Source organism: Pseudomonas sp. C9-3 (assembly GCF_032392015.1).
Taxonomy (GTDB): Bacteria; Pseudomonadota; Gammaproteobacteria; order Pseudomonadales; family Pseudomonadaceae; genus Pseudomonas; species Pseudomonas nitroreducens.
In genome coordinates, this window is the sequence record NZ_CP135919.1 from 1,169,791 (window position 1) to 1,196,650 (window position 26,860).

The window sequence follows — 26,860 nt, forward strand, 5'->3', positions numbered from 1 at the left end:
GGTCGTTTTTTCGCTCCAATGCTGATTTTTTACCGCGGTTGCGTGGCCGAGTTGATGGTTTTCAACTTCATATGTGTCTAGATCTTGGATTATTCGCCAGAGGGTAGATGCTGAGGGTGCTTTTACCCGCTGATGAATTGCTCGTTTCTCGTTGAGATCTTATATGCTTAGTTGAATAGCATCAATTACGTCAGACTTAGAGCATTTCTCACGTCGAAAGTACAGTAAGTCAATGTTATATTGGATCAGCCCTTGGATTTCCTCGGGTTGGTTATGGATACGGTATTTTCTGAATCGAGCTCGGCCACCTACCAATGCAAGAGGGTTTGAGTTCGATAAGAGATAGTTCCTTAGCCACTTATAGACAGTGTTGTAACTCGGTGGCTTCTTGTCGTGATTCGCGTCTGCTACCTGGCGAATGAGCTCTAGTGTCTTCAAGGGCGGCAAGTGACCATGAAATTTATCGAGAACAGCCTTGACATAGACTAGTCTCCTCTCAAGTCTGGATCTTTGTCCCTCTGTTAATCCTTCTAGTATTCTATGTGGAGCTCCGGATAATGGAGCTTCACGCTGTTTTGAGAATATTCCTCTTTCTTGATCTCTTAGAAGCTTATCCAGTCTTTGGAAGTGTATGTTTTTATTGGAGCTTGTGCTTCGTAGTTGTACGCGGTCTCCTCGCACTTCGATAATTTCGTACATTTCTCCGTGATAACAATATACTTCCCCAGGAAGTATTTTTTCGCAGGTTGAGGTCATGACGAATCTGCCCGCAAAATCGAGTCTAAGGTGAAGGGTGAGAATATGTCGAAGTATACGATTTGGAAGAATACGGCATACGCAATCTGCCCAGAGGGTATGCCAAGGCCAATGAGGTCACGTACAGATAATGGCCTGGCCTTTAATTGGTCTAGAATCTTTTCTAACTGCCCTTGGTCTGGATATTCGCAGTGGAAGTATAAGTATTTTAGGTTTGTGCTTTTGATAGGGTGAAAGAAATCATGCTGGAAGATGATTTCAAAACTAATGTCGTTTCGTGTAAATACGCCTTCATAAATGGCTAGCTTCGCCATTTTTTCAGCATCTCTACCTGCGAGTTCGCTCTTGATTTCGAAGAAAATTCCTTCTTCGGTGTCTGTGAGTGCGAAGAAGTCTGGGGTGTAATAGTTTGAAGTTTCCTCTACATACAGTGTGCAAGGCTGTGCGATATAGGATGCAATGGTAGGGGATCGCTCCAATTCCAAACAAAATTCCGCCTCAAGCAACGACTCACACTTTAGGGATTGGTTATTTTTCCTAGATGGAAATTGATTGATGCGTTTTCCGTACCGCCCGTATCGAAGCCTTCTAGTTGTTGATACGGTCACATCGGAGCCGTAAAGTATGCGACTCCAGTCTATGGGTTCTTGAAGATTTAATAAGTTCATATTTTGATACCCTTGTAAATAGATGATGCCGGAGCCTGGTCGGCCCAATAGTGAATAGGAGTCTCTTCTTGAGTTGGCTTAAGCCAGACGTTTTTTTGTTAGCACCGATTCAAAGCTGTTAAACGGCTAACCGCTTAGGGGCAGAGTAGGTAATTGGTAGGGGGGGCCAGTCTTTTTACATATTTCGCAAAAGAAATTACACGTATTGCGCCGGTCGACAGTTTTTCATTCACTAAGATAAATGCAGGCGTGGCCCATGATGGTGCATAAAAATTATATTTTTATGTTTTATAAAAATATGTATTTCCCTAAAAAATAATGATTCTTCAAGTGCCGCAGTAATTGCGCCGGAAATAATAATTATTGGAAATGGAGGGTCGAATCGATAAAGGGAATGGAGTGCTCTACTGGCATGTGCGAGTTCTTGTGTGGCGGAAGTTCTCTTGGCGATTAGGGGGACGACCTTTCTGAGAGATTTTTCGTTTTTCCCTAACTTAGATCCCATTTGGTTGGCCAGAGGGGGAAGATAATACGGCATGGCTATGTTTGAAAGTTTCGACTGAGTTTTCATGCTGCAGCCTCATAGACTATTTTTCTACCCACTGCGTTCTAACTGTACTGCACCAGTACAGGAGCTAAACTATCAGGTTCTGCTGGAGTAGTCTGCCACAGTGTTTAGCGATCAGTTTTCTCTATATATCGCTCTAGCGCGGCACTTCTAGCAATGAATTTTCCGCGCATTTGTTCGCGGAGGAGGCTGGTATGGACTTTGCTTTGGCTGCTCAAAAGGAAGTTTTTCGCCTAAGGAACAAGCTCCTGGCGCATGAACTGGCTGATATTTGGGGGTGCCCGCATACAGGTCATGGGATGGCTAAATATGCGCTTGATCAAGGACTCATTAAGGGTTGCGGGCCGCACAATCGATTTTATGGAAACCTAGACGGAACTGCGATACGAGGTTCCCTTTTGAGCATCCTGGTATTGCGCTTTCCGAAACTTCAGAGAGTATTGAATAATCCGTTATGGCTTGCTCTACATGAGGGCGATCTCGTTTTTCTGGAGGCGGTGGTCGAAACTTTAAGGGTCGGCCCTTCGGCACGATTCCCTGGTATTTCATCGGAAAATATGAGGAGGCTCTGTGGGGTGCCGTCATGGGAGCGAATGGGTGTGTTGTTGCTGCTGCTCCGGACGCATTCATCACGGTACTTCATACACCGTGTGTGGCTGGCGCGAAATTTTACAGCTTATTTCGCGCTAGCCTGCTTGCAGTCACCCTTTCGTCACGTAGCCTTAGGCGCATACCTGTTAGTTGATCGAGTCCTCAGGCCGATCACTATCGACGGAGAGGGAGTAATGGACTGGCCGAGTTCTGTCGAGGAGTTTCAGCGCTATGTTGACCACTTAACATTGCTCGCTGATAGGTTACTTACTAACGGATGGGCCAAGCAAATGGATGACAGAGGCGTTCTGCTGCTGTGGATGGCGCTGTTGAGCGACAAGTACGTGAGCTACCTGTGCGCGCATACGCAGCATGTCAGGGGAGACCGTATGCCGGCTGCTTTGCGCATGGCCCTTAATAGGGAAGTCGTCTATTTGAAGGAAGCCGGACTTTCGCTTGGCGGTCTGGAATCGGTCAAGTTCAGTAAGCCTCGCCAGCCGCGCGGTGCAGGTCTGGTTGACCTACCATCAGATGGACGTAGTTAGCCCTTAGTTTCTCGAGGGAGATATTCAATCTCGGAACTGAATATTTCCGTCCAAAGAGGGAAGGGCATCTCTTTGGCATTCTCCTCAATCTTGCCAGCCATCCTGACGTCATACTCGCTAGGGTAATGGCGCAACAAATGGCGGGCGCCGTTACGGATGCGCTCGGGGAGCGTACTGTCACGTGAGAGCTCGACCAGGAACTCCCGTGTTTGTATTACTGCCCGGGTTCGCTCATGTGGCATCGTCATTTCCATCCTCCTCATCGGCACTCGAGCTAGCGCTCTCGAGTTCTGTCGATTGGCTTTCGTGTGTTCTGACTAAGGTTGGCTTGTCATAGATAGCCCGCCGAGCTGCTCCAGGGCGGTTTGCAGCGTGATTAATTGTTGCCTCTGCTCGTTGACTTGGCGGCGACTGCGTCGGTAGTCGGCCAGGTGGCGTTTCCAGCGTTCTTGCAGCTTTAGATTTTGCTCGAGACTTAGGGCTAGATCATTCGATAGATGCTCGAGCTCTGACCGATGCAGTTGCTTCGTTAGCGCCTGTTGCTGTTGGCGTTCGGTGAGCGCCCGCTCCAGTTCATAGACTTGCTGTGCCTGGTTGCGCAACTCGACCAGCAGCCGCTCATTGTCCCGGTTCAAGGTGGCGAGCTCAGTCTGCTTTTCGAGCAGACAGTCTCGCAGCGAATGCAGCTCGTGCTGCAATTGTCGGGTCTGCAGATCCTGGCGTTGGAGGTCCTGATCACGCTGGGCGAGGTGTTGCTGGCGGTAATGCTCAAGAGCCTCACGTGCGTGGCGATGTTTCTCCTCCAGCGACTCCAACTGTCTGGCCCGCTCTGCCAAAACCTCTTGCAGTCCACGCACGATTTCGGTGAGACGAAGCCGTTCCTTATCGGTGCTGTGCAGGGTGCTCCGGAGTTGATCTTCTAGCACGCCCTGTTCCTGCAGTCGCTGTGTTAGCGCGCCATTGGTCTCGCGCAGCTGTTCGAGCTGCTCGGCGCGATAGCGCCACTGGTTTTCTTGTTCTTGACGTTCTTCAGCTAGTGCCTCCCTGTCCGTTGTGACGGACAGTTCGGCCAGATTCCGAAGACGTTCGGCCAAAGGCTGGATCAGGTGGTGAAGCTCATCGCACAGCGTGGGGGCGAGTGGCGGACTAGGCTGATCATTGAGCTCCCGTAGGTAGCGATGAATCGTGCTCTTCGAGCCGGTATTGCCCAGCTCAACCCTGATCGCATCAATCGACGGGTTGACGCCACGGGCGAGGAGGGCAACGCGAGCGCGCTGCACCAGCACTTGATTGATTCCGCCGCGGGCCATGGTGGTCTCCGATAATTTCGTGGTGTGCCATGGAGTATGGAAGTACAGGTGTACAAATGTCGTCAGCGTCTTTTTCGAGCTGACGGACTGACGTTAGAGAATTGGGATTTCTCTAACGTGAGACGGCAAAACCCGCGAATCAGGCGGAATGCTGGTACGCAGGAGGTGAAGCATGGCGACCGGCCGGGTGGAGCACTACATTCAGGTGGGCACCCGCGACAGTACGCAGCGCCGTTATCGTCAGGCCTTGAAGCACTTTGAGGAGGTCTGGGGTGGTTTCCTGCCGGCGAGTGCCGAATCTGTGGCCGCCTACTTGGCCGACTACGCCGGGGAACTGGCGAGCAGTACCTTGCGCGGACGGCTAGCGGCATTGGCCAAGTGGCATGAGCGACATGGCTATGTGGATCCGACCAAGTCCGCGCGGGTGCGCGAGGTATTCCGCGGCATCCGTGCTGAACACCCACGGATCGAGCGTCAAGCCGAACCTCTCGCGCTGACAGAGCTGGGGAGGTGCATGTCGACCTTGGAGGTAGAGACGCAGGCTGAGGATCCGGCGCTCCGGCTGCGAGGTTATCGCGACCGTGCACTGATCTTGCTTGGGTTTTGGCGAGCCTTTCGCAGTGACGAACTGTGCCGGCTAAAGGTCGAGCACATCCAGATGAGCCCCGGACAGAAGCTGACCGTCTTTGTCCCTCAGAGCAAGAGCGACCGCGATAACCTCGGGCAGGTGTTCACGGTGCCGGCACTAAAACGCTTGTGTCCAGTGCAGGCCTACGAGGAGTGGTTGGCTGTGTCGAAGATATCTGCAGGGCCAGCCTTTCGTGCATTGGATCGGTGGGGACATCTGTCGGAGATGGGGTTGCACCCCAACAGCGTGTCGCGCATTTTGCGCCACGCCCTGGAGCGCAGCGGGCAGCTATCGGATCGTTTCAGCAGCCATTCGCTACGTCGAGGGTTTGCCACCTGGGCTTCCGCTCAGCAGTGGAGTCAGAAAGCCCTCATGGAATACGTCGGCTGGCGAGATGTTCGTTCTGCCCTGAAATATATCGAACCCGAAATGCCTTTTGGCGACTTGCGGCGGTAAACGCCCCAAGTGTTATCGATTGTCGACTGATGACTGGGCAACAAGCACAGCTAGGATGCTGGTGAACAGTGGAGCTGGCGGCGCAAGCCAGTTTAGTGGGTTGCCGAGTGGCGACTACTGTTTCGGGGGAGAATATACATTCCCAAGTTAGTCATATGGCATATAGGTGTCGCGATATTCGGTGATGGTAGTGGTGCAAGGTGCTGCAGGCGTTGTGCCGGATTAGTAATTGGTCGACCCGCTCAAGATCGGGGCCTCGCATGTGCCGGGGCACTCCCGAAGAGACTGCAGAAATAACAAGCTCTGTGGAGATTGGGAAGAGCGATGCCCTAGCTAATCCCAAAATAGGAACGGATAAATTAATCTAATTCGCTTGGAAAATTTATATCGTTCGAGGTAAGCTATGATGGTTACTTTAATTATCTCCTTTTGAGGAATGCCAAATTGTCAAAACTTGCCGAGTTTCGTGCCGCAGAAAGAGCCCTGGCGGAACAGTTGGCCTATCTAGAGTCGCTAAAAAATGACGGCGGCCTGAAAAAAGAGATTGAGTTCGAGGAGAAACTGCGCGGGTTGATGAGCCAGTATGGCAAGTCGCTGCGAGATGTCCTTGCCATCCTGGATCCGTCCTCGGAGCGGGACGCTGTGCGTCGTGGTCCGCGCCCCGGTCAATCTGTCCGCCGTGAGCGTGCTCTCAAGGTCTACAAGAATCCGCAAACCGGTGAGGTGGTGGAAACTAAAGGGGGCAACCACAAGGTGCTCAAAGCATGGAAGGCCGAATACGGCAATGAGACTGTTGAATCCTGGCTTAATGCTTGATCAGGAGTTTGCTGCATCGCTCAGACGGGCGATGCGCACCTTTCCATGGCAAGCTGCTTTGGGTGTCGTGACGTGCTTGCATGTCTTGCGCGACTGATTAATCACAAGCCGCGTTGTGTCTAGAATCGCATCGTCGGATGGACTAGTCTGGATATAGCGCTGTCCACACCTTGATCACTCATCTTTGCGTAGGATCGCTGTGACCCATTTGGGCAACTTGCAGGATCGTAGCCTGTCCAATTCCGTAGAATCGAGCCGCGATGTGATGGTCCTGAGTACCGCCTCGCTTGTCTCTCCGTCGGTTAGATAGTAGAGCACCGAAACTGCTGCACCGACCTGAGTGCCGGCATGTTGTAGGACTTCAGGGCGGGCATGGATCAGTCTTACTTTGGCGAGGCCCGCCTGAAATGTCCGTGTTGGCCCGTTAGTGTAATATGTAGCGACGACCTGCATTTGAGTGCTCAGCCGAAAGTGTCTGGCTGCCTCACTGCCATGAAGCTGCAGCGTCTCACCGCGCGCGCGAGCTACAACCCTTACAACTGTCTCCAGATTGGCCGGAGCCTCACCTAGCAATCGGCTAAATTCCGGTCGTACAAAAACGCCTGGTAATACCCGTCTGAGAGTGCCTTTTTGAACCAGGGCCGCCAGTGCTTTGCTGACTGCTGATCGTGAGTCGGTACCAACTACGCGATCCAGGACAAAGGGCTGACCTCTTGGGATGCGCGAGATCTTATGGCGCACTGCGGCGGCGACGGACATCGGCATTCTCCTTCAGGCGGCATTGAACGTCTGTAGGAAGACAGTCTAGTTATTTTCGCTGACGTAGCTAGTACCCGCTCCCTTTCAACTGCTGCGTTTGGATATCTTCAGTTTGTGAAGGCTGGCAGGGCCGCAGGGATTTCATTGGAGACGTCGTGGCCTTCTCCGGCATTAATTGCGCGTCGGTGTGTATGTGGACACGTACGTTGTCGCGCCAGCTTATCTTCGCTTGAGTCAGCCTAGGGGAGTCACGCGACCTTCAATCGCGGGCGGCCCCGGCCCCGGCCCCGACGCTTATTCTGAGAATAAGGTCATCTGGCTCGGAAGCTGATTTTGCGTCCTCTCGTGAAGGTCGTCGGCCAGTTTGGTGATCACCTAGAGCTGGGCCATGAAGAATGCAAAAACACCGCTCAGCAACCAGACCAACACGCCGGTTGGTTTCTGCGTCTGAATGGCGGAGTCCAGGTAGGCCGAGAGTTCCGGTTTGCTTAGAGTCTCGCAGATGATCTTTTCATCGTAGGCGCCGAGTGTCAGCTCTGGTATCGCTTCATCTTTGCAGTCGGCGACAGCGACCTACCAACTATTTCCGTTCCAGCTCTTCACAGTCGAAGCGGAAGCCCAGATGATGGCTCCGGTTTGTTTGATGCTGAGCAGCGCGTAGGGAACTGAGAACAGCGCAAATATGACGGTAAAAGCGACAGGGAACCAAATGCTCAAATTTCGAAGATAGCGATAGTGGTTGAGCTTGGGTTTGCGGAAAGAAAGATCTCGTGGGTCGAAAAAGGCTTTGGCCCTGACGCCTCCTCAATACCGATTTTTTGTGTCGCCATCCAGTGAAGCGCTTCCTCTATCTTATAGCGGTCTTGGAAACTGATCCCTGTGTTGTAAGTGAATTTCTCATGATCGCTTAACTTGTCACTTTCGGCTTGCAGGACTGGGCATTGGTAGTCTCGCTTACCGCCGAGTAGGCGCCAGAGTCGATCATGAAAAAAAACCGCTGAGCCCGCTCGCGCGCGAACGTAAACGAAAGAAAATAGCGTAACGGCGAGCGGAATAACATACTCCTAAAACTCTTTTACCTTGGTTGCGACCAACTGAAAATCTTGATTATTCATCGTCGGCTTGTCGATCCTTTACGTTTGGGCGTGTTTCCATGGAACAACGCGCCGTGGGTAAGCGGTCGGAGTGAGACACTGGAGAAACCCTGCTTTACGTACTCGTCGATGATTGCCCGCGGCTGCTCCAAGCTCTTGGCGGTGAGGGTGGTGAGTGCGGATACCGCGTCATGGCCCAACGTCGCTCGGACACGCTGAATGCCCGCGAGGGTTCGTTCGTAGGAGTCGCGAGTGGGTGTAGGGCGGTTTGCATTATGCAGTTCCGCCGGCCCCTCCAATGAGATGGAAAACTGGATACAGTGCTTGAGCGCAAAAGCCAGGATCTCCTCAGTTAGGTGATGCAAGGTGCTGGTGATCACAAACCGGATATCGCGTTGTTCAGCTTCGTTCCGCTCGACGATGCGCTCGATGATTAGCTGTATGCGTTCGAAGGCGAGCAGCGGCTCGCCCCCCCTGAAACTCGACAGTGAGAATAGCGGAGGTGAACTCGAACATCCGTTCGACTGCGTCCAGTGCGTCTTGTTCGGATATGTCGTGGCCATCACCGGCAAGGGGAGCGCGTGAGACCTGGCAATACTGGCAAGTATGGTTGCAGCGCAAGGTGACGACGAAGAGATGCAGGGCGGGGCCCTGCAACAGGAAATCCTTGCGACTCCGAAATTGCGCGGCCATCTCGGGCAGAGGATCGTGCTTGCCCGGTTCGTATATGAAGTGACGTGCTAGCAGGTCCTTATACAGATGGGAACCTTGCTGCAACCGTTTCTGCGTCAGCTCACGCAGTTGCAACTCGGAGATAAACAGGTGTTCTCCTGTATCTGCGGTGAGCAGCACACTCCGCGGGCTTTTGCCTTCCAATCTAATGAAGCGGAGGGGCAGTAGTTGATAGGTGCTGTCCGTCGAGTTGATCGGGCCCATTCAATAGCTGCGCCCGGCTAGTGCAGTTCGGATCAGCAGTTCTCTGATGCCAGCAGTTTCCTGCTAGATTCGTTCCCGCAGGGCAAAATCATTCAACTGTTGGAGCAGCAGAGCCTTCGTCTGCTCAAATGAGAGTGCCGCGGTGGTGGCAGAGTTTGGGTGGGGGGAGAGCAGAAGGGTGGTTTGCATCTGCTGCGTCATAACCTCGACTGTGAAATCCCTGGCGATACTGTAGGCCTACCTCTGAATGACACTGGGCGAATATGCCCGTTTATCGAGCGGTAGTATGATCTGCCATGTCATGAGCTTTCCTCCTTGAATTCCAGAGATTTTGCCTTGCCTTAGAGCAATTGGCCACCCTTGGTCTGATGGAGCGCCCTGATCAAAAGCGGAAGCCAAACTCGGTTAATTTGAAAATTACTGTGTGAAACATTAATGTTATTTCTAATCAGGGCTTAATGTCCGGTCTCCACCTCTACCCCCCCCCCAGAATTTCTAGATGCTCGCGCAATTCCCTCTCGCTACATTGGTCTCTAATTCCTTGCCCCACTAGTCCATTGTGATGTGGTCGGATTGTTTTGAGTGATAACATTGCATCTTGTGCAGTGGTGGAGGGGGGTGTCAACTATTGCAGTAATATGAGCTTAAAGACTTTCGAGCCGAGAATCTAAATGCGTAACGGATGCTCTACAGGGGCGGGGAGCGAAAACTACGTTTGCCCTTGCTGGTTATATATTTTTTATTACAGCTTCCATGAAGTGCGTAAAAAATCACCTGGCCAAGGATGTACTCCGAAATTTACAGAGTATCTTGCTACACGCGAAATGTAATTAGAGATGTCGTCCGTGTCGAATTTAATTAAGATCAACTATGTTGATGTTATAGGTGACTGATCAAATAATTTGCAAGAAGCGAAGAGCTTCGCCCGTCATCATTTTGATTGGCTAATTGGCGTTTATTTCAAGGTAAAAAGCTTTGTGCTCTTCTCTTGAAATATAGAATCTGTAGGATCATTCGTCAGCAACCCCTGTAATAACCTTCGGCGTGGTCTTAACATTCGCTGGGTAGCTATTTTTGGGGTTTCTTTGATTAAACCTATCCGCCAGCTTATTGTCAATGAACAAGACAAGGGAGTCCTAGGCTTTGGAGTCAGCTTTTTTAAGTTATTTCAGTTCGCCGTGATAGATCCAAGAGAAATTCCACTTCACGAATTGTTTTTCGTAGTAGTAGGTTGGGGTGTGATTTATTTCGCTAATGTTGTTAAGAATTCATTCAGCAAAATATCTGCTCCGATTTTTTCAGGTATTATACATAATGCGCGTGTTTTTTTGAGTTCATTTTTGTTCGGAGTGTGTTAAGTTTGATATAAATCTAACAGGGCGGATGTGAAGGAAAGGAGAGGCTTCAAGGAAGGTTCGATTTATACTGAATTCGAAGGTGAGAGTTTTTGTATAGGAATATTTACATAATGATGTAGGAGGAGTCCGTCGAAGAATAATTGCTCATCGACTACTGCTCCGTGCATGGTGTTAGAAGGTTTTTAATAAGCTTAGATGTACTCCGGTAGTAAAGGTTAATGGCTGATGTTCATTTACATCGCTTCGTGTCATGCTATTAACTCGATCAGGGTGTTGCCGAGAAAATAGCGCTCAATGCTGAGTGGTTTATGAGTGGGGTTCAGGATGTTCCTATGACTATATATTCCTGGTGGAGATGATATTGCTAAAATAGAAAATTTTATATTTTCAGATTTTGGCATGTTTGGTGGATAAGCCTCAAGGGGTTTTTATAGTTCCATCTCGTTGCTTTTGTTTCTCGCAAGTGTGATCTGGGTAATGAGTTTTAAGAATAAAATTGCAGGATATTTACAGAGGCGCGAGTTGGGTGGAGGAGAGGTGCGTACTTCATTTTAGGATTTTTGGGCTGTGCTCTCCTCTCCACAGCCAATCAAAGGAGCAGTACTTGTGGAGCTTCACGACGCCCACTTACTGAAAGAAATCTACGGCGCGTCGATTCGGGAAGGCTCCGACGGCGTGAAGCTGGAGATCATGTATGTCTTTGGCTGCGAGCACGCCCAACTTGCCTCAATGCATGACATGGTTGGATAAGTGCCTGATCCGCGTCAAGTCTGCTCAGAAACGTCTGCCGGACAGTTAAGTAGAAATGTCTCGACGCCAACGCGAGACAGAGGCAATGCTGCGTTTTGCTCATGTGCTGGGCAGTTGCTGCGGTGTGCGGGGCCTCACCGTGTGCGCTCCGCCATACCGCTTCCCGCGCCGCGACTCCGATGGTTCATGCGTCGTAGGATCAGTAGAAACCTACGCAGTCTGAGGTGGAATCCTATAATCTCCGCCTCTCTCCTACCAATACCATGTGCGCCGTCGGAATTACCGCGAATTACGTCAGGCTCGCCCATGAGCCAATAATTCTTCACGTTGCGGAACGCGGGCCGCAGTTCAGCCAGGTGTTTCTATGGAATGGTATTTGAAATGTATCAAGCAGCACTATTTCGATTTCAACGGTCGTGCGCGGCGTAAAGAGTACTGGATGTTCACTCTGTTCAACGTGTTGATTACCATCGCTCTTTGCGTGATGCTGAGTCTGATTAGCCAGAGGTTGATTCCGCTAGCCAACCTCTATTCACTGGCTGTCATGCTTCCGGGGCTGGGCGTAACCGTACGCCGCCTGCACGATATTAACAAGAGCGGCTGGATGTTTTTCCTGGCATTCATTCCGCTGGTAAACTTCTACCTCATCTACTTGCTCTGCCAGGACAGCAATGAAAGATCAAACTACTATGGTGCCAACCCGAAGGCATAATCCACGAGAAGGTACCCATACTCTCCATACGTTCGAAGTAGTCAAGTCACGCACGACTCAGCGATTATGTAGTGTTAGGATCACCTGAAGCTCTCTCAACCTGTGGCTAGGAGTACCTCGAATTCTGGCTCGATGGCGCCATATGCCGCCATCGAGTTTCCGCCGGGATAGCAGAATGAGACGGCCATCCGATTTTTTCTTCGGTCAGTTAGCGCGGCCAGACTTACATTCATCATATCGTCCACCTCCTTCACCGTAGTGTCTGGGAGGTTTTCCTGTGGCGTGTCGGCAAGGTCTCAAAGGTCGGTGGCGGTCGCGCCCAGCATTACAACCTGTACTTGGAACTTCTTGTTCGTCAGTTCATGGCGCAGCGAATGGGTGAAGGTGAGAATGAAGGCATTGAAGTAGCATTTTTACGGCCATAGAGTATGAATTGAGCGTGGAGGGAGTTGTGAAGTACCTCATTGGGCAAACCATTAGTGTAACGAGCGGGCTAGTGACGGCGGACTGGTTTTTGAATGTGGCGATATAGCAAGTCGCCAAGGGGTTTACCGCGAGATTCGTACGCAGGTGAACATAATACTTCTAGCTTTCTAGCAGCGAGGAAAACAGATCATGGCGAATTGGGAGAACACTACCTATATCCATCAGGCTAGTGTGGAACAGGTTGTCGCGACGTTAAATACGATTTTTGCCAAAGAGAAGATGAAGCGCGTTCCCTCCCCGCCTCAGCGTTCGCTGCAAAGGGTAGAGCCTATGCAATACGACATCGCTCTGGAAAATGATCTTTGGGGACTGGCCGTATTCCCTGGAGTCGATGGTTGGACGATCGTAAAGACCGCTCCGCTCGAGCTGTTGGCGGAGTCGGCGCCGTCGACCAACAGTTCGCGTTTGACTGCCGTTGCAAAGGCTTTGGGAGCCTACGCGTTTCAGGTGAATGTCTATGACGGTCTTTCGGTATTGTATGAGGTTTCTCCAAGTGGTGAGCAGGCGTTTTCGGGTTTTAGCGGTGAAGAGGAGTGGCACGGCTTCTCGTCAACGGAAGATAACTATGTGCCGCACTTCCAGCTGCATGACATGGGCCATTTAATCAACCCGGAGATGTCTGCCGAGCAGTTAGAGCTGGCTATTAGCGGCGAGTTGAGCGGGATAAATGCCCAGTTCTGCGACAACATGGTATCGGTCGATACGTTGATCAGCCACAAGCCTTTTAGGGCATTCGGGGGACTGGCTATCTATTATCAATGGACTGGCGCTAGCCGCCAGCGCCGAGTGCCTAGCGAAACTTATGATCAATGGAACTGAACGAGCTCATGAACGCATTTGCAAAGCCTGAGGATCTCATGGAGCACCCCTTGCCTTGTTTTTGCGTGCGAGGACACTCTTGAACGGCAAAAGACTACTGCTGCGACTCGTGCTAATCATGGTCGGTGTGGCGGGGGGCTGGCTTGGCTGGATTCTACTGAATGACTTTCTCAGCGATCGCGCCGACCATTGGGTGATGCGCGTTTCTGCATTCGAATGGATTGCACCGATTGCGACAATCGTCTTTCTAGCGGCAGGCCTGTTGGGGTTGCTGCTACGCTATCCGTCTTTGCGCCTCCCTCGCGCTAGTCTGGCAGCTTGTTCGGTGCTACAAGGTGCCCAGCAAGTGGCTGGCGACTTGCTCAGTGGCTTCGGCTTGAAGGCGAATGGGTAAAGGCTGTCACCCCCGACAAGTCGGAGAAGCAGGCCAGCGAACTGTTGGAAGCCAAGAGCGAAATCCTGCGGCTGAGGGCCCAGATGCGTCGCCTTGAAGAAGAGCGGGACATCTTAAAAAAAGCCGCGCGGTACTTTGCCAGGGAGCCCGAGTGAAGTACCGCTTCATGAACGAGCATCGCCATCAGCATGCGATCACCACGATGTGCAAAGTGCTGCGGATTGCTCAGGCCGGGTTCTATCAATGGCTGCACAAGCCCGTTTCCGACCGCGACCAGGATAATCACCGACTGCTCCAGTTGATTCGAAGCTCTTACGCGGCCAGTCGTGGTGTTTATGGCGCGCGTCGTGTCTTTGGCGATCTTCGGGAAGCGGGTGAAACCTGCGGCAAGCACCGTGTTGCCCGCTTGATGCGCGCCAACAGGATCAAGGCTTTACGCGGCTACAAGGCACCCCGTCCAATTGCCGGTCGGCCTTCGATTATTGCCCCCAATCATCTCAATCGAGAGTTCACCGTCGATGCTCCCAACAAAGCTTGGGTGACTGACATTACCTACATTCGCACTTGGCAGGGCTGGCTGTATCTGGCGGTGGTGGTCGACCTGTACGCACGCAAGGTAGTTGGCTGGTCGATGAAGCCGACGTTAGCCCGCGAGCTGGCGCTGGATGCCTTGCTGATGGCGCTCTGGCGGCGCAAACCGAAAGCACGCGTCATTGTGCACTCCGATCAGGGCAGTCAATACGGTAGTGACGACTGGAAGCGCTTCTGTGTTGCCAACAACCTGGAGCCCAGCATGAGCCGGCGCGGCAATTGTTGGGATAATGCCGTGGCGGAATCCTTCTTCAGTAGTTTGAAGAAAGAGCGTATCCGCAAACGCATCTACAAAACCCGAGACATGGCTCGGGCCGATGTTTTTGACTACATCGAGGTCTTCTACAACCGAACCCGCCGTCACAGCCACTTGGGCGGTGTCAGTCCCGAGGCCTTTGAAAGCGCCTCGTTATGAGGCCGGGAAATGTCTATTGGAATGGGGGTAGTCCAACTTGCTATTTATTGAGAATCAGGAACCTCATGAGCCCAGAAAGTTGAAACAATTTTATTAGTTAGGCTGGTCTAAGCATCAGGTTAGGTTGGCCAATTCTACAAATTTTTGGTGGATGTTAAGCGAGTTGTTGTTCAGCCCCTGCGGACGCCCGCATTCCTGTGGAAATTACCTTTCCGCTGGCGTTGTGCTTTCGTGAGATAGGCATGTAGGACGGAAGACCTGTCGGCGTGATGTTAAAGAATATTCCTACGACAGTTATGGGGGTATTCCTATTCTTAAAATCACGTATTCTAGTTAATTTCTCTACGCACTGGCTGATGCGCCAGCTAAACATGCATAAATGATCATTTAATAAGGATTCGCTATTATGAGTAAAGTGTTTCTGAAACTTCTTTCCCTGGCGGCTATCATCGCAGCCGCTAGCGGATGTGCCAGCTATAATTCTAGCCAGCCTTCCGCTCCGATTGACAGTCAAGTCAAGGCCGATCTTAAGGCTGATGTTGCCGTGGGTGATACCATTTCTGGTCAGTCCTCGGTGAATATTCTATTCGGATTCTTGCAGTTCGGCGGCGATTCTAAATTTGCTGACGGTGTTGCATATGGTGGTGAAAGCGGTGGTGGCTTAGGCGGCCTTGGCTTGGATCCGGTGGGTGCAGTCAAATCTGCGGCCGCCTACAAAGCTGTTAAGTCGTCTGGTGCTGATCTGATTGTTGCTCCACGATATGAAGTTAGTGAGGAGAATTATTTCATCTTCAAGAAAGTGTCAGTTACCGTTAAGGGGAATAAGGGGAATATTCGTAGCATTCATTAATCCAGATGATGAATGTGGGTGCTATTGATCTATAAGCGCCTGCCTCGTTGTGTTGCATATTTGTCTCCTCTCTAACTTGTCTAAAATATAAATATTTGGATTTCTGGTATGAAAAAAATCGCATTGTATGTGACTCTTGCTTCGGCGCTCTCGGCTTTTGGTGCGACGGCGAATGCCGCCTGTACGCCGACAGATGTTATGAATAAGGTGGCGGAAATACAGAATAAACTTCAGGGGCTTGCAGCAACAGACCCACAAAAACTGCAAAAGCTCTCCGCTGAGATGCAATCCAAGGCCATGGAGCTTGCAAGTGCTCCTACACCTGATGCGGCCTGTAAATATTATGACGAGGTCTTGAAACAGCTGTAAATTGAAATTCGCTTTAATGTGTAAGAGGCTCATTGTGTGAGATTCTAATTAAAGTGCATTGATTTGGAGCTATATGTGGCCAGGGATGGTCGTCAGTAGATGCATAGAACTTGCTACTGGGGTGCCTCATGAAACGGTATGTTTCGGTAATGAAGTGGTATGTCTTGGTTCTTAATATTAAATATTTCGATGTCAATGGAAGGTTGGGGCGAAAAGATTTTGGATATTTGTGTTCGTTACTATGTCTTTCTCCATTATTTTGATGGGATTGCTGTTTTTGTTAAAAGTCCACGTCCTTGCAGTTGCTTATAGTTTTATTATGCTGCTGCCGTCACTAGGGTTTACAGTTCGAAGGCTGCATGATGTGGGTAAATCTGGGTGGTTAACTTTTCTTTGGATTATTCCACTCGTTGGTCCTCTATGCGTTATTTATTATCTGGCCATGGCAGGCAAGAATAACGTCAATGCCTATGGCTGCTACCGAGGTCATCCCGCAGAAATTTGACGCTAAGAGATGAAACCGGCTGTGGCTGTTGCTTTGAAAGAGCTATGGCCTTCGTTGGCGAGGTGGTGTGGCAAACTAAGATCTCCCTGTCGTGCTTCACTGATGGTTTAAGTGCTCAATTTGGTCTGTCCCGGAGCTGGTGGACAGGTAGTTAAGAGTTACTGCTCGCATAGCGCCGCTCAAACTCCATCGGGCTGAGATAGCCCAGCGTCGAGTGGCGGCGACGGTGATTGTAAAAGCGGATGTAGTCGAACAGGTCGGTTTTCGCCTCGTGGTATCTGGCATAGCGCGTCAGGTACACCCGCTCAGCCTTCAGCGAACGGAAAAACTCTCCATCGCGGCGTTGTCCCAGCAGTTCCCGGGACGTGAATGGCTGGACACGATTCGATGTCGCCGAAGCAAGGCCTGGTAGTCGTACGCGCAGTATTGGCTGCCACGATCCGAGTGCAGCAGCACTTCTTCTTTCGGCTGTCGGCGTGCAATGGCCATCTCCAGCGCGGCGTGTACCAAGGCCTGCTGCATGCGGTGGTGCATCGCCCAACCGACGACGGCGCGTAAATAGAGATCGAGCACGACTGTCAGATACAGCCAACCTTGGGCCGTCCGCACGTAAGTGATGTCCGAGACCCAGTGCCGATTGGCGCGATCCGAGGCGAACTGGCGATCCAGGTGGTTCGGGGCAATCGGCAGAGCATGACGACTGCTGGAAACCAGCCGCCAGCGCTTGCGCGAGCGAACGCGCAGACCGGCTTCGCACATCAGTCGAGCAACCCGGTGTCGACCACAAGCATGCCCCATAGCCGCCAACTCGGCTTTGATTCGGCGATGGCCATAGGTCCCATTCACCTCGTGGTGGATGGTGCGGTTCTCCTTGCTCAGACGCCGATTCACCATCTCTCTCGCCGAAGGTGGCCGCTGCTGCCAGGCATAGAAGCTGCTGCGGGATACCCACAGCAGCCGGCACATTGGCGCTACGGGATAGCGACCAGCCAACGCCTCGATGGCGCGGAACTTCACTTCGTGGGCTGCGAGAACATGGCGAGTGCCTTTTTTAAAACATCGCGCTCCATGGTGACCTGAGCCAGTTGCTGGCGTAGGCGACGCAGCTCCGCGCTCTCACCACGCTGCTTGCCGTTGCCCGGAAAGGCATCTTCACCTTGCTGCTCGTACTGGCGCTTCCATTTGCCCAGCAGGCTTTCAGCGATGCCGAGCGCCTCGGCTACATGACGAAGCGGAGTACCAGCAAGCACCTGGTCTACCGCTTCGCGTTTGAAGGATTCGGGAAAACGTCGTCTGGTCTGGGTCATGAACACTCCTTGCGGTGGGCATTATCCACCTTAAGTCAGTGTCCACTCAGCCCGGGACAGACCATGTCAGAGCTTAATATATCGGTAATAGGATTGCTGCAAGAAAGGTTTTTCCCAATGGCGGTCAATAGTAAGGGGCGGAGCTTATGCATCCCTGATTTGGCTGCAAAGGCAAAGCCACCGAAGGAGTTTGAAACAGTATTCAGTCAGTTTGAGAGTTATGCCGTCGCCAGTGGTGAATATACCTACACAATGTTGGAGAAGGATAATAGTAAAGCTGATAGTGGTAGACAGCCCTCTCAGCCTCTGGATATTTTGATTTTCAAATTTCATGAGGCGGATGTGTCCGTGTTTTCAAATGAAGATGGTAGGTGACTGGTTGTTCAATTTCTTATGTCGAATTAAACGAGCTGGTTTCTTAAAGTGTGTTCGATAGGCTTGATTTAAGCATAAATTTCATGTCGTTTTTCATTGTTCTTTCGAAGGGGTTAAAGTTGAGGGGGTTCAGGTGATAGATAGGACTGAGTTTTGGAACTCGCTCCAGTCTATAGCGTCAAATTATAATTCCCGTGCTGTTCATCTGCTTCGTAAATTCACACTGTTATTGGTATTTTTATATTTTACACCTAGACGTGATAATAATGACTCAATCTTGGTAGGATGAAACACAGGGTTTGACCTTGTGCGCAAATGATTGGGTAGATTTTTTCCATACTTCTTTCCTTCAAGTGTTAAGGAGTAGTGGTATTTTTGAATGTATACGTCGCAAATATGTCTTCTCAACAGATGTTGCTTTTTCATAAGGGCAATAATTTTTCTCGCAGAGTGTTCGGTGGCCCCTGCGACTCTGAGCGCGGCTGTTAAAGTCAAATAACCATCAGGAATAGATTTGGTGGGTTTTTTTAAGTTGCTAGGTAGTAGTTGGACGAGCCTTCTCCCTCTTTCGGTCAATTTAAAGTATGTGTTGAACTCTCTTGTCGATTTGGTTCGTACTAAATTGACTAGTTGCATGTTCATGAGGTTGTTTAAGGTTTGCATTCTGAACTCAACTCCAGCAATTGTTACTCCTCCTCGTACAGGGCAGACGTTTTGAGCTGAAGAATCTGCATTATTTATGGCTACAAGAGCCGCTTGTTGAATTGCAGTAGTTAGTTTCAGAAGATGGTTTTCAATCGATGGCTTGAGAGTTTTGGATGTCATGAGGTAAGACTGTAATTAGATGGTTTGGCGCTGATGTTAACTGAGTGTAGCCATTGTTTATATCTCTGGAGTTTTCTAAATTATACGCACTGATGGGTCTCGTAATCGTAAGAAAATTCTGATCTTGTGGTCGTGTCTGGTGTGGGTTTGAGATTGTGGATCGTGAATTTAAAATTTAGGTTGGGCGTATTTGTGGACTACCCCCCGGTACGATAGACATTCCCGGCCTACGCTTTGAGCATAGGAGGAAGTCTATGAGCACCCAACGATTCACCCCGGAATTCAAGGCCGAAGCCGTCAGGCAGGTTATCGAGCGCGGATATTCAGTCGCGGAAATCACCGCACGCCTCGGCGTCTCTACTCTCAGCCTCTACAAATGGGTAAAGGCTGTCACCCCCGACAAGTCGGAGAAACAGGCCAGCGAATTGCTGGAAGCCAAGAGCAAAATCCTGCGGCTGCGGGCCCAGATGCGCCGCCTTGAAGAAGAGCGGGACATTTTAAAAAAAGCCGCGCGGTACTTTGCCAGGGAGCCCGAGTGAAGTACCGCTTCATGAACGAGCACCGACATCAGCATGCGATTACCACGATGTGCAAAGTGCTGCGGATTGCTCGGGCCGGGTTCTATCAATGGCTGCACAAGCCTGTTTCCGACCGCGACCAGGACAACCATCGACTACTTCAGCTGATCCGCAGCTCCTACGCGGCCAGTCGTGGTGTTTATGGTACGCGACGTGTCTTTGGTGACCTGCGCGAGGCCGGTGAAACCTGTGGCAAGCATCGTGTCGCTCGCTTGATGCGCGCCCACAAGATCAAGGCGCTACGCGGCTACAAGGCGCCACGCCCGATTGCTGGCCGGCCTTCGATCATCGCCCCCAATCATCTCAATCGAGAGTTCACCGTCGATGCTCCCAACAAAGCTTGGGTGACTGACATTACCTACATCCGAACCTGGCAAGGCTGGTTGTACTTGGCAGTAGTGGTGGATCTGTATGCGCGTAAGGTGATTGGTTGGTCGATGAAGCCGACCCTGGCCCGCGAGCTAGCTCTAGATGCCTTGCTGATGGCGCTTTGGCGGCGTAAACCCAAGGCACGCGTCATCGTTCATTCCGACCAGGGCAGCCAATACGGCAGCGATGACTGGAAGCGCTTCTGTGCTGCCAACAACCTGGAGCCCAGCATGAGCCGGCGCGGCAATTGTTGGGATAATGCCGTGGCGGAATCCTTCTTCAGTAGTTTGAAGAAAGAGCGTATCCGCAAACGTATCTACAAAACCCGAGACATGGCTCGGGCCGATGTTTTCGACTATATCGAGGTCTTCTACACCGAACCCGCCGTCACAGTCATCTGGGTGGCGTCAGTCCCGAGGCCTTTGAAAGCGCCTCGTTATGAGGTCGGAAAATGTCTATTGGAACGGGGGTAGTCCAAAGAGGTAGCAGGGAAGAACCCAAAGTCTCCCTGAGACTCATGTTACCTGCTAGTAACCCTTGCAGGTGGATGTAAGTGAATTCCTACCTTTTTACAGGAGAACTCTGATGCAGATTGATACCTAGCATCTAGTAAGCTTATGGCTAGTTGTCAATTTGTGGGTTGCATTATGTTTGGTCGTTCAGCTACGGCGCTTGTATTGTGCGATAACTCCACGCTTCGGTTAAACATCGGCGCGATCCTGAACTGTGTCGACATTTCTCGAGTTTCCTTTTGTGTGAATGCTAATGAGCTTCGACAGGTCTGCGCGAGGCAAACTGCCTTCGATCTCTTCATGATTGACGAGTTTATACCCAATGTTGCTGAGCTTAGACTCTTGGAAGATATGAGCCGATCTGGGGGCTTTGATAAAGTTGTGCTCTTGGGCAGCTATGCAGTCAGTGAAAAAGATCAGCTTTTCAAATGGGCATGGTCAAGGCGAGTTGGACTCCTTGATATTATTGAAAAGCCAACATTGGTTGTTAGGTTGCGCGAAATCTTGGGCCGTATGGTTGTTGCTGTCGATCTTTATAATGGAAAGTCCATCCTCCAGTAATTTGCATCGACTGATTACGAGCGCAAAAAATTGCCGGCTAATGTTTAATTGCGATGATGTTGTTTGATTTATTTCTTGATGTTCTGTGCTTTCACTGGATCTTCATTATTTGTAACTAGATTGGGGCCCTTGAGCGGTCGGTGTTTTTTCATGAAAAAATACGATGTTAAATGGTTTCGGGAGCGTTCTTCGAAATATAAGAACGGATTTATTTTATTTTTGAGTCGCAGATTTGAAATAATACCTGTTGCTTCTATGTTGTGTAAGGCGGTCAGCAATTCACTAATTGTATGTTTGCCATTAAGCAGCATGGCTCATGCGGATAGCAGCCCGACGGACTTAGCATGGCAAGCCCAGCAGAAGCTTCAACGCGGTGAAGTTACCGCAGCCCGGGAGACGCTGCAGCAAGTCGCGATTACGGATCGTAATACACCGGCGGTTATTTTTGAAAAGGCGCTTCTTGACGATACGGAAGGTCTGCATGAGCATGCCCGCATAGGGTATGACCGGCTGCAACTCGGGCCGCTGGCAAGCAGCGTAGCAGTCCCTTCAGCAGTGAATTTGGTAGCGGTAGGTCAATTCAAACAAGCTGCTACTGCTTTCAAGCAACTGAGCATAAGCCAAGACTCATACGTCGCGGGTTATGCCCAGCTATGGGAGCTCTGGCTACTCGCTGCGCAAAAGGGAGGCTCTGCCTACCATCGGGAACTGCTCGCCGAAGCCTCCTCTGGTATCCGCCCGGCTTCCCCACAGCAAAACGCAATTCGCCAGCTTTACGCCGGTGAGGGCAGCGTTGACGCCGTTTTTTCAGCGATCGAAAGCATGCACTTCACTGATTCGCTGCAAGAGCGCACTGCGCGCAGTGAAGCAGCGTTCTTCTGTGGTGGTTACTTGCAATACGTCCTAAACGACTACCCCGCTGCTATGCGTTTGTACCAGCGTGAGTTGGCGGAACCGGGAGCATCCATCGAACGACCGCTCATCAAAAAAGCACTCATATCAATTTCCCTAGCTACGCGTTAATTTCCTAATTACCAATTTTCCATAGTAATCCGACCTTATCGGTCGGTCAGAGGCTTTCGCCATGAATAAAGTATATAGATTAGTTTGGAATAGCACTCTTAATGCCTGGGTTGCGGCAAGTGAACTTGCCACCTCGCACCGCAAAGGTGGGGGGCGCGCTGGACATAAGTTGAGTGCGGTCACGTTAATGCTGTTGTCGCTTTCCGGTGGTGAGGCGATGGCCTATACGGTCGACCCCTCACAAATTCTGAATGGCGGCACTGCGGCTACTGATGGTGGAAGTGCATTGAATACGGCGCTGGGTTCAGCAGCCAGCGCGACCGGCACAAGTTCAGCGGCAGTCGGTAATGGTGCTAATTCAAGTGGCTATCAGAGCGTAGCAATAGGGGTTAGCGCTAGTTCAAATGGCTATCAGAGCGTCGCAATAGGACCTGGCGCAAGTGCAAATCAATCTGGTGCAGTAGCATTGGGCTCAAATGCAATAGCTACTGGAAGTCAAACTGCTGATTCAATTGCGATTGGTAACAATGCTAAAGCCACCGGCATGGTTGGAAACTCTTTAGGCGCTATTTCGATCGGCTCTCAGAGCATTGCAACTGGATCCGAAACGACCGCTTTGGGCGGGTTTTCCAAAGCTGAAGGGAATTGGACGACTGCAGTCGGATACGTATCCACAGCCAAGGGCGACGGCGCTTCCGCATTCGGCGATGGGTCCATGGCCACTGGAGCGAACACCACCGCCATTGGCGCAGGGAGCACTGCGACGGGTGAGCATGCGAACGCCTTTGGTACCGACTCATATGCGGTCGCTGACCAGGCCGTGGCGATTGGTACTGCGACTGCCTCCCAAGCAAATGCAATTGCCATTGGTAATAACGCAGTCGCTGCAGGTACTAATGCAATTTCCATCGGTGCCGGAAATTATGTGAGTGGCAATAACTCTGGTGCTATTGGTGATCCGAGTACTGTTGCTGGAAACAATAGCTACTCGCTGGGCAATAACAACAAAGTTCTTCAAGATAACACCTTCGTTATTGGCAATGGAGTAACGACGACTCAGGCTAATAGTGTAGTACTGGGTAATGCCAGCACAGACCGTGCGGCCACCGCTGAGACTGGAATCACTTGGAATGGCATCCCCTATCTCTTCGCGGGGCAGGGCTCGGCGGCCAATGGAGTCGTGTCAGTTGGCGGCGTAGGCAGTGAGCGGCAGATCATCAACGTAGCCGCCGGCAAGGTTAGCGCCGATAGCACTGATGCCATTAACGGCTCTCAACTATTTGCTACCAGCCAGGCAGTGCAAGACCTTGGTAACAAATCTACCCACTACTACAGTCTTAATGATGGCGGTACTCAAGCTTCAAACTATAACAACGATGGTGCAACGGCAGAGGGCGCTCTCGCAGCAGGCGTTGGCGCACTCGCAACAGGCGAGCACGCAACTGCTGTTGGGGCTGGGGCCGTGGCGCGAGGGTTTCAATCCGTGGTCTTGGGGGCTGACGCTCTGACTCAAGGCTGGGGAGACGTTGCTATTGGTTCTGGCGCAAATGTCTCAGGAGCGGGGGGAGGTGCCACAACCGTTGGTCAACAATCTTCGGCAGTCGAAGGCGGTTCCGCATTTGGTGCCGGGGCGACGGCGTCAGGCTTTAAATCCGTTTCTCTTGGCTATCTAACTTCTGCAACTCAGTACGCTGATACCGCTGTTGGTCTTGGCGCTACGGCGAAAGGTATCTACTCCACTGCTATTGGACCGTGGGCAAAGACGAGTGGTTACCGATCTCTTTCTGCGGGCATCTACGCGAATGCAGTAGGTACCGAGGCGACAGCAATCGGTTCTGACTCCATGGTCTCGGGAAACCAGTCGACCGCGCTAGGCGTCAGTAACACCGTCACCGGTTATAGCGCCAGCGCAGTGGGCAACAATAACCGCATTGCCCAGGACAACAGCTTCGTGGTCGGCAATGGTGTGACCACAAGCCAGGCAAACAGCGTGGTACTGGGCAACGCCAGCACCGACCGTGAGGCCACCACTGAAGACGGCATCACGCTTAATGGCACTAACTACACCTTCGCCGGTCCAGCTTCGGCAGCCAATGGCGTGGCCTCCGTGGGTTCCGTTGGTCAGGAGCGCCAAATCATCAACGTGGCCGCCGGCCGAGTCGCCAGTGACAGCACTGATGCAATTAACGGCTCGCAGCTGAATGCTACCAATCAGGCGATCGACAGCCTCGGTGTTGCTGATGCCGGTAACGTCAAATATGGCGCGAACGCAGACGGCACGGTCGACTACAGCAGCGTAACTCTGAACGGCCCGGTCTCCATCGATGGCGGCGCAACGGGCGGCACTACCATCACCAATGTACACCAGGGCGAAGTGTCGTCCACCAGTACGGATGCGGTGAATGGTGCTCAACTGTTCGATACCAATCAGAACGTGAGCAGCGTCAGCAACCTGGTCAACAACTTCGCCGGCGACCAGACTGACACCTACATCGCCAACAACGGCGCAGGCATCAAATACGCGCGCACCAATGAAACCGGCCTAGCTGCGGCCGATGCGCACGCTACCGTGGCCGGTGCTACCGCCCTGGGCTACAACGCCACCGCCAGCCACCAGCAGAGCGTAGCCATTGGCCGCGACAGCCTGGCCGACGGCAGTGAGCTGGGTAACGCCGCTTACAATGCCGGTGCGGGAGTCCTTGCGGGCACCAACGCTGTAGGCGAAGTCAGCATCGGCAACGCCGGCAGCGAACGTCGCTTGACCAACCTGGCCGCAGGCGCGAACGACACCGATGCCGTGAACGTATCGCAGTTGAAAACTCTAGCCAGTAGTGTGACGGCTGCAGATGCAGGGAGTGTCAAATATGGCGCGAACGCAGACGGCACGGTCGACTACAGCAGCGTAACCCTCGGCGGCCCGGTCTCTATCGACGGCGGCGCAACGGGCGGCACTACCATCACCAACGTACACCAGGGCGAAGTCTCGTTCACCAGCACGGATGCGGTGAATGGTGCTCAGCTGTTCGAGACCAACCAGAACGTGACCAACGTTAGTAACCTGGTGAACAACTTCGCCGGTGACCAAACCGACACCTACATCGCCAACAGCGGCGCAGGTATCAAATACGCCCGCACCAATGAAACCGGCCTAGCTGCGGCCGATGCGCACGCTACCGTGGCCGGTGCTACCGCCCTGGGCTACAACGCCACCGCCAGCCACGACCAGAGCGTGGCCATTGGCCGGGACAGCCTGGCCGACGGCAGTAAGCTGGGTAACGCTGCTTACAACGCCGGCGTGGGAATCCTGGCGGGCACCAGCGCTGTAGGCGAAGTCAGCATTGGAAAGGCCGGCAGCGAGCGCCGCCTGACCAACCTGGCCGCAGGCGCGGACGACACCGATGCTGTGAACGTATCGCAGTTGAAGTCGCTAGCCAGCAATATGACTGCAGCCGGAGCGGGGGGGGTCAAATATGACCAAAACCCGGATGGCACCATCAACCAGAACAACATCACACTGAGTGGCAACACCTATAACAGCGTGACCAAGACTGGTGGTACCAAGATCACCAACGTCGCTCGTGGTGTAGATGACAGTGATGCTGTGAACATGTCTCAGCTCAACGAGACAAACCAGAATGTCGCCAACCTGGATAACCGTGTGACCAACCTGGGTGATCAGATCACTACCATCAACAATGGCGCTGGTATCAAATATTTCCACGCCAATTCCACGCAACCGGATTCGCAGGCAAGCGGCACGGACTCAGTCGCTATCGGGGCGAACGCTACCTCCAGTGGCACCAACTCGATGGCCGCGGGCAGCGGTGCTCAAGCCAGCGGAGCAGGCGCTGTGGCTCTGGGCAACGGCGCAGTAGCTACCGCCAGTGGCAGCGTGGCGCTTGGTCAGGGTGCCAGCGATGGTGGTCGTGGTGCCGAGAGCTACACCGGCAAGTATTCCACTGCACAAAACGATACGGTCGGCACTATCTCGGTAGGCAATGCTGCCACGGGGGAGACACGTACCATCAGTAACGTTGCCGATGGCAAGGATGCCACCGATGCAGTCAATCTGCGGCAGCTGGATGGCGCGGTGGCCGAGTCGAAAAGCTACACCGACAGAAAGGTCCAGGGCCTCAATGACACCGTTAGCAACGTCGGCCATAGCGTGACCAATATTGAAAACCGCGTCACCAAGGTTGGCGAGGACGTCACCAAAATCCAGAATGGTACGGACGGAATGTTCCAGGTGAACGATTCGAGCCAGCATGGAAAGCCTAAGGCTAGCGGCAAAGACTCCATCGCTGGCGGCGCTGGTGCAGTGGCCTCAGCGGATAACAGCAGCGCCATTGGTGCCAACGCTTCGGCGAAGGCTAACAATTCAGTGGCACTGGGAGCGAACTCTGTGGCAGACCGCGCTAACACAGTCTCGGTTGGCAGTAGTGGAGCTGAGCGTCAGATTACCAATTTGGCGGCGGGCACCCAGGATACTGATGCGGTCAATCTGAGCCAGCTGAAAAGTGTTACTCAGAGCGCGAATGCCTACACTGATACCCAGATTAATGGTTTGCGCCATGACATGGGCAGAATGGAGGATGACCTGAGCGCCGGCATCGCCGGGGCGATGGCAGCCTCGACTTTGCCACAGCCATATAGCCCGGGCGCGAGCATGGCCTCTGTTGGTACCGGCTACTACAACGGACAGAATGCAGTGGCAGTCGGTGTGTCGCGTATTTCCGACAACGGTCATTGGGTCAGCAAAATTGCTGGTAGTGCGGACTCGCGCGGTAACACCGGTTTGTCTGTTGGGGTTGGATACCAGTGGTGAGACTGAGTCGATAAATTAGTTATGGCCCGGGAGACCGGGTCATAATTTCGATTCATGTTCACCGAGGTTTTGGCCTGCCTATGGTGTATTAAAATTAACCTCATATAAT

Annotated in this window: 23 protein-coding genes and 3 pseudogenes; 14 read left to right on the plus strand and 12 right to left on the minus strand. The window is 52.0% G+C overall.

All coding sequences use genetic code 11. The annotated features are described in order from the left end of the window. Nucleotides 1–752 precede the first annotated feature (752 nt). Nucleotides 753–1,424 (minus strand): TnsA endonuclease N-terminal domain-containing protein, encoded by a 672-nt coding sequence (locus tag RS899_RS05230; RefSeq protein WP_315809253.1) that lies wholly within the window; start codon nucleotides 1,422–1,424, stop codon nucleotides 753–755. Nucleotides 1,425–1,656: 232 nt separating this feature from the next. Further along, the gene (locus RS899_RS05235) at nucleotides 1,657–1,995 is read right to left on the minus strand and encodes a hypothetical protein (RefSeq protein WP_315809254.1); all 339 of its coding nucleotides are present in this window, start codon (nucleotides 1,993–1,995) and stop codon (nucleotides 1,657–1,659) included. Between the two features lie 191 nt (nucleotides 1,996–2,186). Here RS899_RS05235 and RS899_RS05240 point away from each other — a divergent pair, with 191 nt between their 5' ends. Continuing rightward, nucleotides 2,187–3,128: a hypothetical protein gene (locus RS899_RS05240; RefSeq protein WP_315809255.1), complete on the plus strand. Its 942-nt coding sequence runs from the start codon at nucleotides 2,187–2,189 to the stop codon at nucleotides 3,126–3,128. Here RS899_RS05240 and RS899_RS05245 read toward each other — a convergent pair. Next, a complete protein-coding gene (locus tag RS899_RS05245) occupies nucleotides 3,125–3,391 on the minus strand; it encodes a BPSL0761 family protein (protein ID WP_315809256.1) in 267 nt (88 codons plus the stop codon). The genes RS899_RS05240 and RS899_RS05245 overlap by 4 nt on opposite strands. A 54-nt stretch (nucleotides 3,392–3,445) precedes the next feature. Beyond that, entirely contained in the window at nucleotides 3,446–4,438 is a 993-nt protein-coding gene (locus RS899_RS05250) for a DNA-binding protein (protein ID WP_315809257.1), read from the minus strand. A gap of 172 nt (nucleotides 4,439–4,610) precedes the next feature. On the opposite strand from RS899_RS05250, the gene RS899_RS05255 reads away from it, so the two are divergent. Together RS899_RS05255 and RS899_RS05260 are read left to right on the plus strand one after the other, a co-directional pair. Continuing rightward, complete coding sequence (locus RS899_RS05255; RefSeq protein ID WP_315809258.1) at nucleotides 4,611–5,522, plus strand: site-specific integrase; 912 nt, start codon at nucleotides 4,611–4,613, stop codon at nucleotides 5,520–5,522. 444 nt (nucleotides 5,523–5,966) lie between these two features. Then, nucleotides 5,967–6,338 (plus strand): histone-like nucleoid-structuring protein, MvaT/MvaU family, encoded by a 372-nt coding sequence (locus RS899_RS05260; protein WP_315809259.1) that lies wholly within the window; start codon nucleotides 5,967–5,969, stop codon nucleotides 6,336–6,338. Nucleotides 6,339–6,512: 174 nt separating this feature from the next. On the opposite strand, the gene RS899_RS30740 is transcribed toward RS899_RS05260, so the two are convergent. The 4 genes and pseudogenes from RS899_RS30740 to RS899_RS05265 form a co-directional block, all read right to left on the minus strand. Next, entirely contained in the window at nucleotides 6,513–7,103 is a 591-nt protein-coding gene (locus RS899_RS30740) for a DUF6088 family protein (RefSeq protein WP_409978043.1), read from the minus strand. A 369-nt stretch (nucleotides 7,104–7,472) separates the two neighbouring features. Further along, nucleotides 7,473–7,832 (minus strand): annotated as a pseudogene (locus tag RS899_RS30745) (DUF6216 family protein); the annotation flags it as partial. After that, nucleotides 7,811–8,152 carry a DUF6216 family protein gene (locus tag RS899_RS30750; protein ID WP_409978071.1) on the minus strand — a complete coding sequence of 114 codons (342 nt, stop codon included), beginning with the start codon at nucleotides 8,150–8,152 and terminating at the stop codon, nucleotides 7,811–7,813. The pseudogene RS899_RS30745 and the gene RS899_RS30750, both read right to left, overlap by 22 nt. Nucleotides 8,153–8,268: 116 nt before the next feature. Then, a pseudogene (locus RS899_RS05265) lies at nucleotides 8,269–9,127 on the minus strand (radical SAM protein); the annotation flags it as partial. Nucleotides 9,128–11,599: 2,472 nt separating this feature from the next. On the opposite strand from RS899_RS05265, the gene RS899_RS05270 reads away from it, so the two are divergent. The 6 genes from RS899_RS05270 to RS899_RS30755 all read left to right on the plus strand — a co-directional run bounded on the left by RS899_RS05270 (nucleotide 11,600) and on the right by RS899_RS30755 (nucleotide 16,376). After that, entirely contained in the window at nucleotides 11,600–11,947 is a 348-nt protein-coding gene (locus RS899_RS05270) for a DUF805 domain-containing protein (protein ID WP_315809260.1), read from the plus strand. Between the two features lie 615 nt (nucleotides 11,948–12,562). Next, the gene (locus tag RS899_RS05275; protein WP_315809261.1) at nucleotides 12,563–13,252 is read left to right on the plus strand and encodes a hypothetical protein; all 690 of its coding nucleotides are present in this window, start codon (nucleotides 12,563–12,565) and stop codon (nucleotides 13,250–13,252) included. 318 nt (nucleotides 13,253–13,570) lie between these two features. Next, nucleotides 13,571–14,652 (plus strand): IS3 family transposase gene (locus RS899_RS05280; protein WP_409978044.1). Its coding sequence is split into 2 segments (ribosomal slippage): nucleotides 13,571–13,769 and nucleotides 13,769–14,652, totalling 1,083 coding nucleotides; the frame shifts between segments, so codons are not numbered across the junction. Between the two features lie 406 nt (nucleotides 14,653–15,058). Continuing rightward, nucleotides 15,059–15,502 carry a hypothetical protein gene (locus tag RS899_RS05285; protein WP_315809262.1) on the plus strand — a complete coding sequence of 148 codons (444 nt, stop codon included), beginning with the start codon at nucleotides 15,059–15,061 and terminating at the stop codon, nucleotides 15,500–15,502. Nucleotides 15,503–15,610: 108 nt separating this feature from the next. Then, the gene (locus RS899_RS05290) at nucleotides 15,611–15,871 is read left to right on the plus strand and encodes a hypothetical protein (RefSeq protein ID WP_315809263.1); all 261 of its coding nucleotides are present in this window, start codon (nucleotides 15,611–15,613) and stop codon (nucleotides 15,869–15,871) included. A 262-nt stretch (nucleotides 15,872–16,133) separates the two neighbouring features. After that, nucleotides 16,134–16,376, plus strand: coding sequence for a DUF805 domain-containing protein (locus RS899_RS30755; RefSeq protein ID WP_409978072.1), 243 nt, complete (start codon nucleotides 16,134–16,136; stop codon nucleotides 16,374–16,376). A 151-nt stretch (nucleotides 16,377–16,527) separates the two neighbouring features. Here the strand turns inward: RS899_RS30755 and RS899_RS30760 are convergent, their stop codons facing one another. Genes RS899_RS30760 through RS899_RS05300 form a run of 3 tightly spaced genes read right to left on the minus strand, consistent with a single transcriptional unit; the run spans nucleotide 16,528 to nucleotide 17,683 of the window. Next, nucleotides 16,528–16,677, minus strand: coding sequence for an IS3 family transposase (locus RS899_RS30760; protein WP_409978045.1), 150 nt, complete (start codon nucleotides 16,675–16,677; stop codon nucleotides 16,528–16,530). 11 nt (nucleotides 16,678–16,688) lie between these two features. After that, nucleotides 16,689–17,393: an IS3 family transposase gene (locus RS899_RS05295; protein WP_315809264.1), complete on the minus strand. Its 705-nt coding sequence runs from the start codon at nucleotides 17,391–17,393 to the stop codon at nucleotides 16,689–16,691. Beyond that, on the minus strand, nucleotides 17,390–17,683 hold the full coding sequence (locus RS899_RS05300) for a transposase (RefSeq protein WP_315809265.1): 294 nt from the start codon (nucleotides 17,681–17,683) through the stop codon (nucleotides 17,390–17,392). The genes RS899_RS05295 and RS899_RS05300 overlap by 4 nt, the downstream gene beginning before the upstream one ends. Before the next feature lie 63 nt (nucleotides 17,684–17,746). On the opposite strand from RS899_RS05300, the gene RS899_RS05305 reads away from it, so the two are divergent. Continuing rightward, complete coding sequence (locus RS899_RS05305) at nucleotides 17,747–18,058, plus strand: hypothetical protein (protein WP_315809266.1); 312 nt, start codon at nucleotides 17,747–17,749, stop codon at nucleotides 18,056–18,058. 201 nt (nucleotides 18,059–18,259) lie between these two features. Here the strand turns inward: RS899_RS05305 and RS899_RS05310 are convergent, their stop codons facing one another. After that, nucleotides 18,260–18,883 carry a hypothetical protein gene (locus tag RS899_RS05310; protein WP_315809267.1) on the minus strand — a complete coding sequence of 208 codons (624 nt, stop codon included), beginning with the start codon at nucleotides 18,881–18,883 and terminating at the stop codon, nucleotides 18,260–18,262. Nucleotides 18,884–19,137: 254 nt separating this feature from the next. Here RS899_RS05310 and RS899_RS05315 point away from each other — a divergent pair. From RS899_RS05315 to RS899_RS05330, 4 genes and pseudogenes are all read left to right on the plus strand, one after another. Then, nucleotides 19,138–20,272, plus strand: a pseudogene (locus RS899_RS05315) (IS3 family transposase). Between the two features lie 370 nt (nucleotides 20,273–20,642). Beyond that, nucleotides 20,643–20,903, plus strand: a complete 261-nt coding sequence (locus RS899_RS05320) for a hypothetical protein (RefSeq protein WP_315809268.1) — start codon at nucleotides 20,643–20,645, stop codon at nucleotides 20,901–20,903. Between the two features lie 150 nt (nucleotides 20,904–21,053). Next, the gene (locus tag RS899_RS05325; protein ID WP_315809269.1) at nucleotides 21,054–21,926 is read left to right on the plus strand and encodes a hypothetical protein; all 873 of its coding nucleotides are present in this window, start codon (nucleotides 21,054–21,056) and stop codon (nucleotides 21,924–21,926) included. 61 nt (nucleotides 21,927–21,987) lie between these two features. Next, nucleotides 21,988–26,751 (plus strand): YadA-like family protein, encoded by a 4,764-nt coding sequence (locus tag RS899_RS05330; protein WP_315809270.1) that lies wholly within the window; start codon nucleotides 21,988–21,990, stop codon nucleotides 26,749–26,751. Nucleotides 26,752–26,860: the final 109 nt, after the last annotated feature.

Coding starts and splice junctions, on each gene's coding strand:
- RS899_RS05230 (WP_315809253.1), bottom strand. CDS start 1,424: ATGAACTTATTAAATCTTCAAGAACCCATAGACTGGAGTCGCATACTT.
- RS899_RS05235 (WP_315809254.1), bottom strand. CDS start 1,995: ATGAAAACTCAGTCGAAACTTTCAAACATAGCCATGCCGTATTATCTT.
- RS899_RS05240 (WP_315809255.1), top strand. CDS start 2,187: ATGGACTTTGCTTTGGCTGCTCAAAAGGAAGTTTTTCGCCTAAGGAAC.
- RS899_RS05245 (WP_315809256.1), bottom strand. CDS start 3,391: ATGAGGAGGATGGAAATGACGATGCCACATGAGCGAACCCGGGCAGTA.
- RS899_RS05250 (WP_315809257.1), bottom strand. CDS start 4,438: ATGGCCCGCGGCGGAATCAATCAAGTGCTGGTGCAGCGCGCTCGCGTT.
- RS899_RS05255 (WP_315809258.1), top strand. CDS start 4,611: ATGGCGACCGGCCGGGTGGAGCACTACATTCAGGTGGGCACCCGCGAC.
- RS899_RS30740 (WP_409978043.1), bottom strand. CDS start 7,103: ATGCCGATGTCCGTCGCCGCCGCAGTGCGCCATAAGATCTCGCGCATC.
- RS899_RS05270 (WP_315809260.1), top strand. CDS start 11,600: ATGGAATGGTATTTGAAATGTATCAAGCAGCACTATTTCGATTTCAAC.
- RS899_RS05275 (WP_315809261.1), top strand. CDS start 12,563: ATGGCGAATTGGGAGAACACTACCTATATCCATCAGGCTAGTGTGGAA.
- RS899_RS05285 (WP_315809262.1), top strand. CDS start 15,059: ATGAGTAAAGTGTTTCTGAAACTTCTTTCCCTGGCGGCTATCATCGCA.
- RS899_RS05290 (WP_315809263.1), top strand. CDS start 15,611: ATGAAAAAAATCGCATTGTATGTGACTCTTGCTTCGGCGCTCTCGGCT.
- RS899_RS30755 (WP_409978072.1), top strand. CDS start 16,134: ATGGGATTGCTGTTTTTGTTAAAAGTCCACGTCCTTGCAGTTGCTTAT.
- RS899_RS05300 (WP_315809265.1), bottom strand. CDS start 17,683: ATGACCCAGACCAGACGACGTTTTCCCGAATCCTTCAAACGCGAAGCG.
- RS899_RS05305 (WP_315809266.1), top strand. CDS start 17,747: ATGTCAGAGCTTAATATATCGGTAATAGGATTGCTGCAAGAAAGGTTT.
- RS899_RS05310 (WP_315809267.1), bottom strand. CDS start 18,883: ATGACATCCAAAACTCTCAAGCCATCGATTGAAAACCATCTTCTGAAA.
- RS899_RS05320 (WP_315809268.1), top strand. CDS start 20,643: ATGATTGACGAGTTTATACCCAATGTTGCTGAGCTTAGACTCTTGGAA.
- RS899_RS05325 (WP_315809269.1), top strand. CDS start 21,054: ATGAAAAAATACGATGTTAAATGGTTTCGGGAGCGTTCTTCGAAATAT.
- RS899_RS05330 (WP_315809270.1), top strand. CDS start 21,988: ATGAATAAAGTATATAGATTAGTTTGGAATAGCACTCTTAATGCCTGG.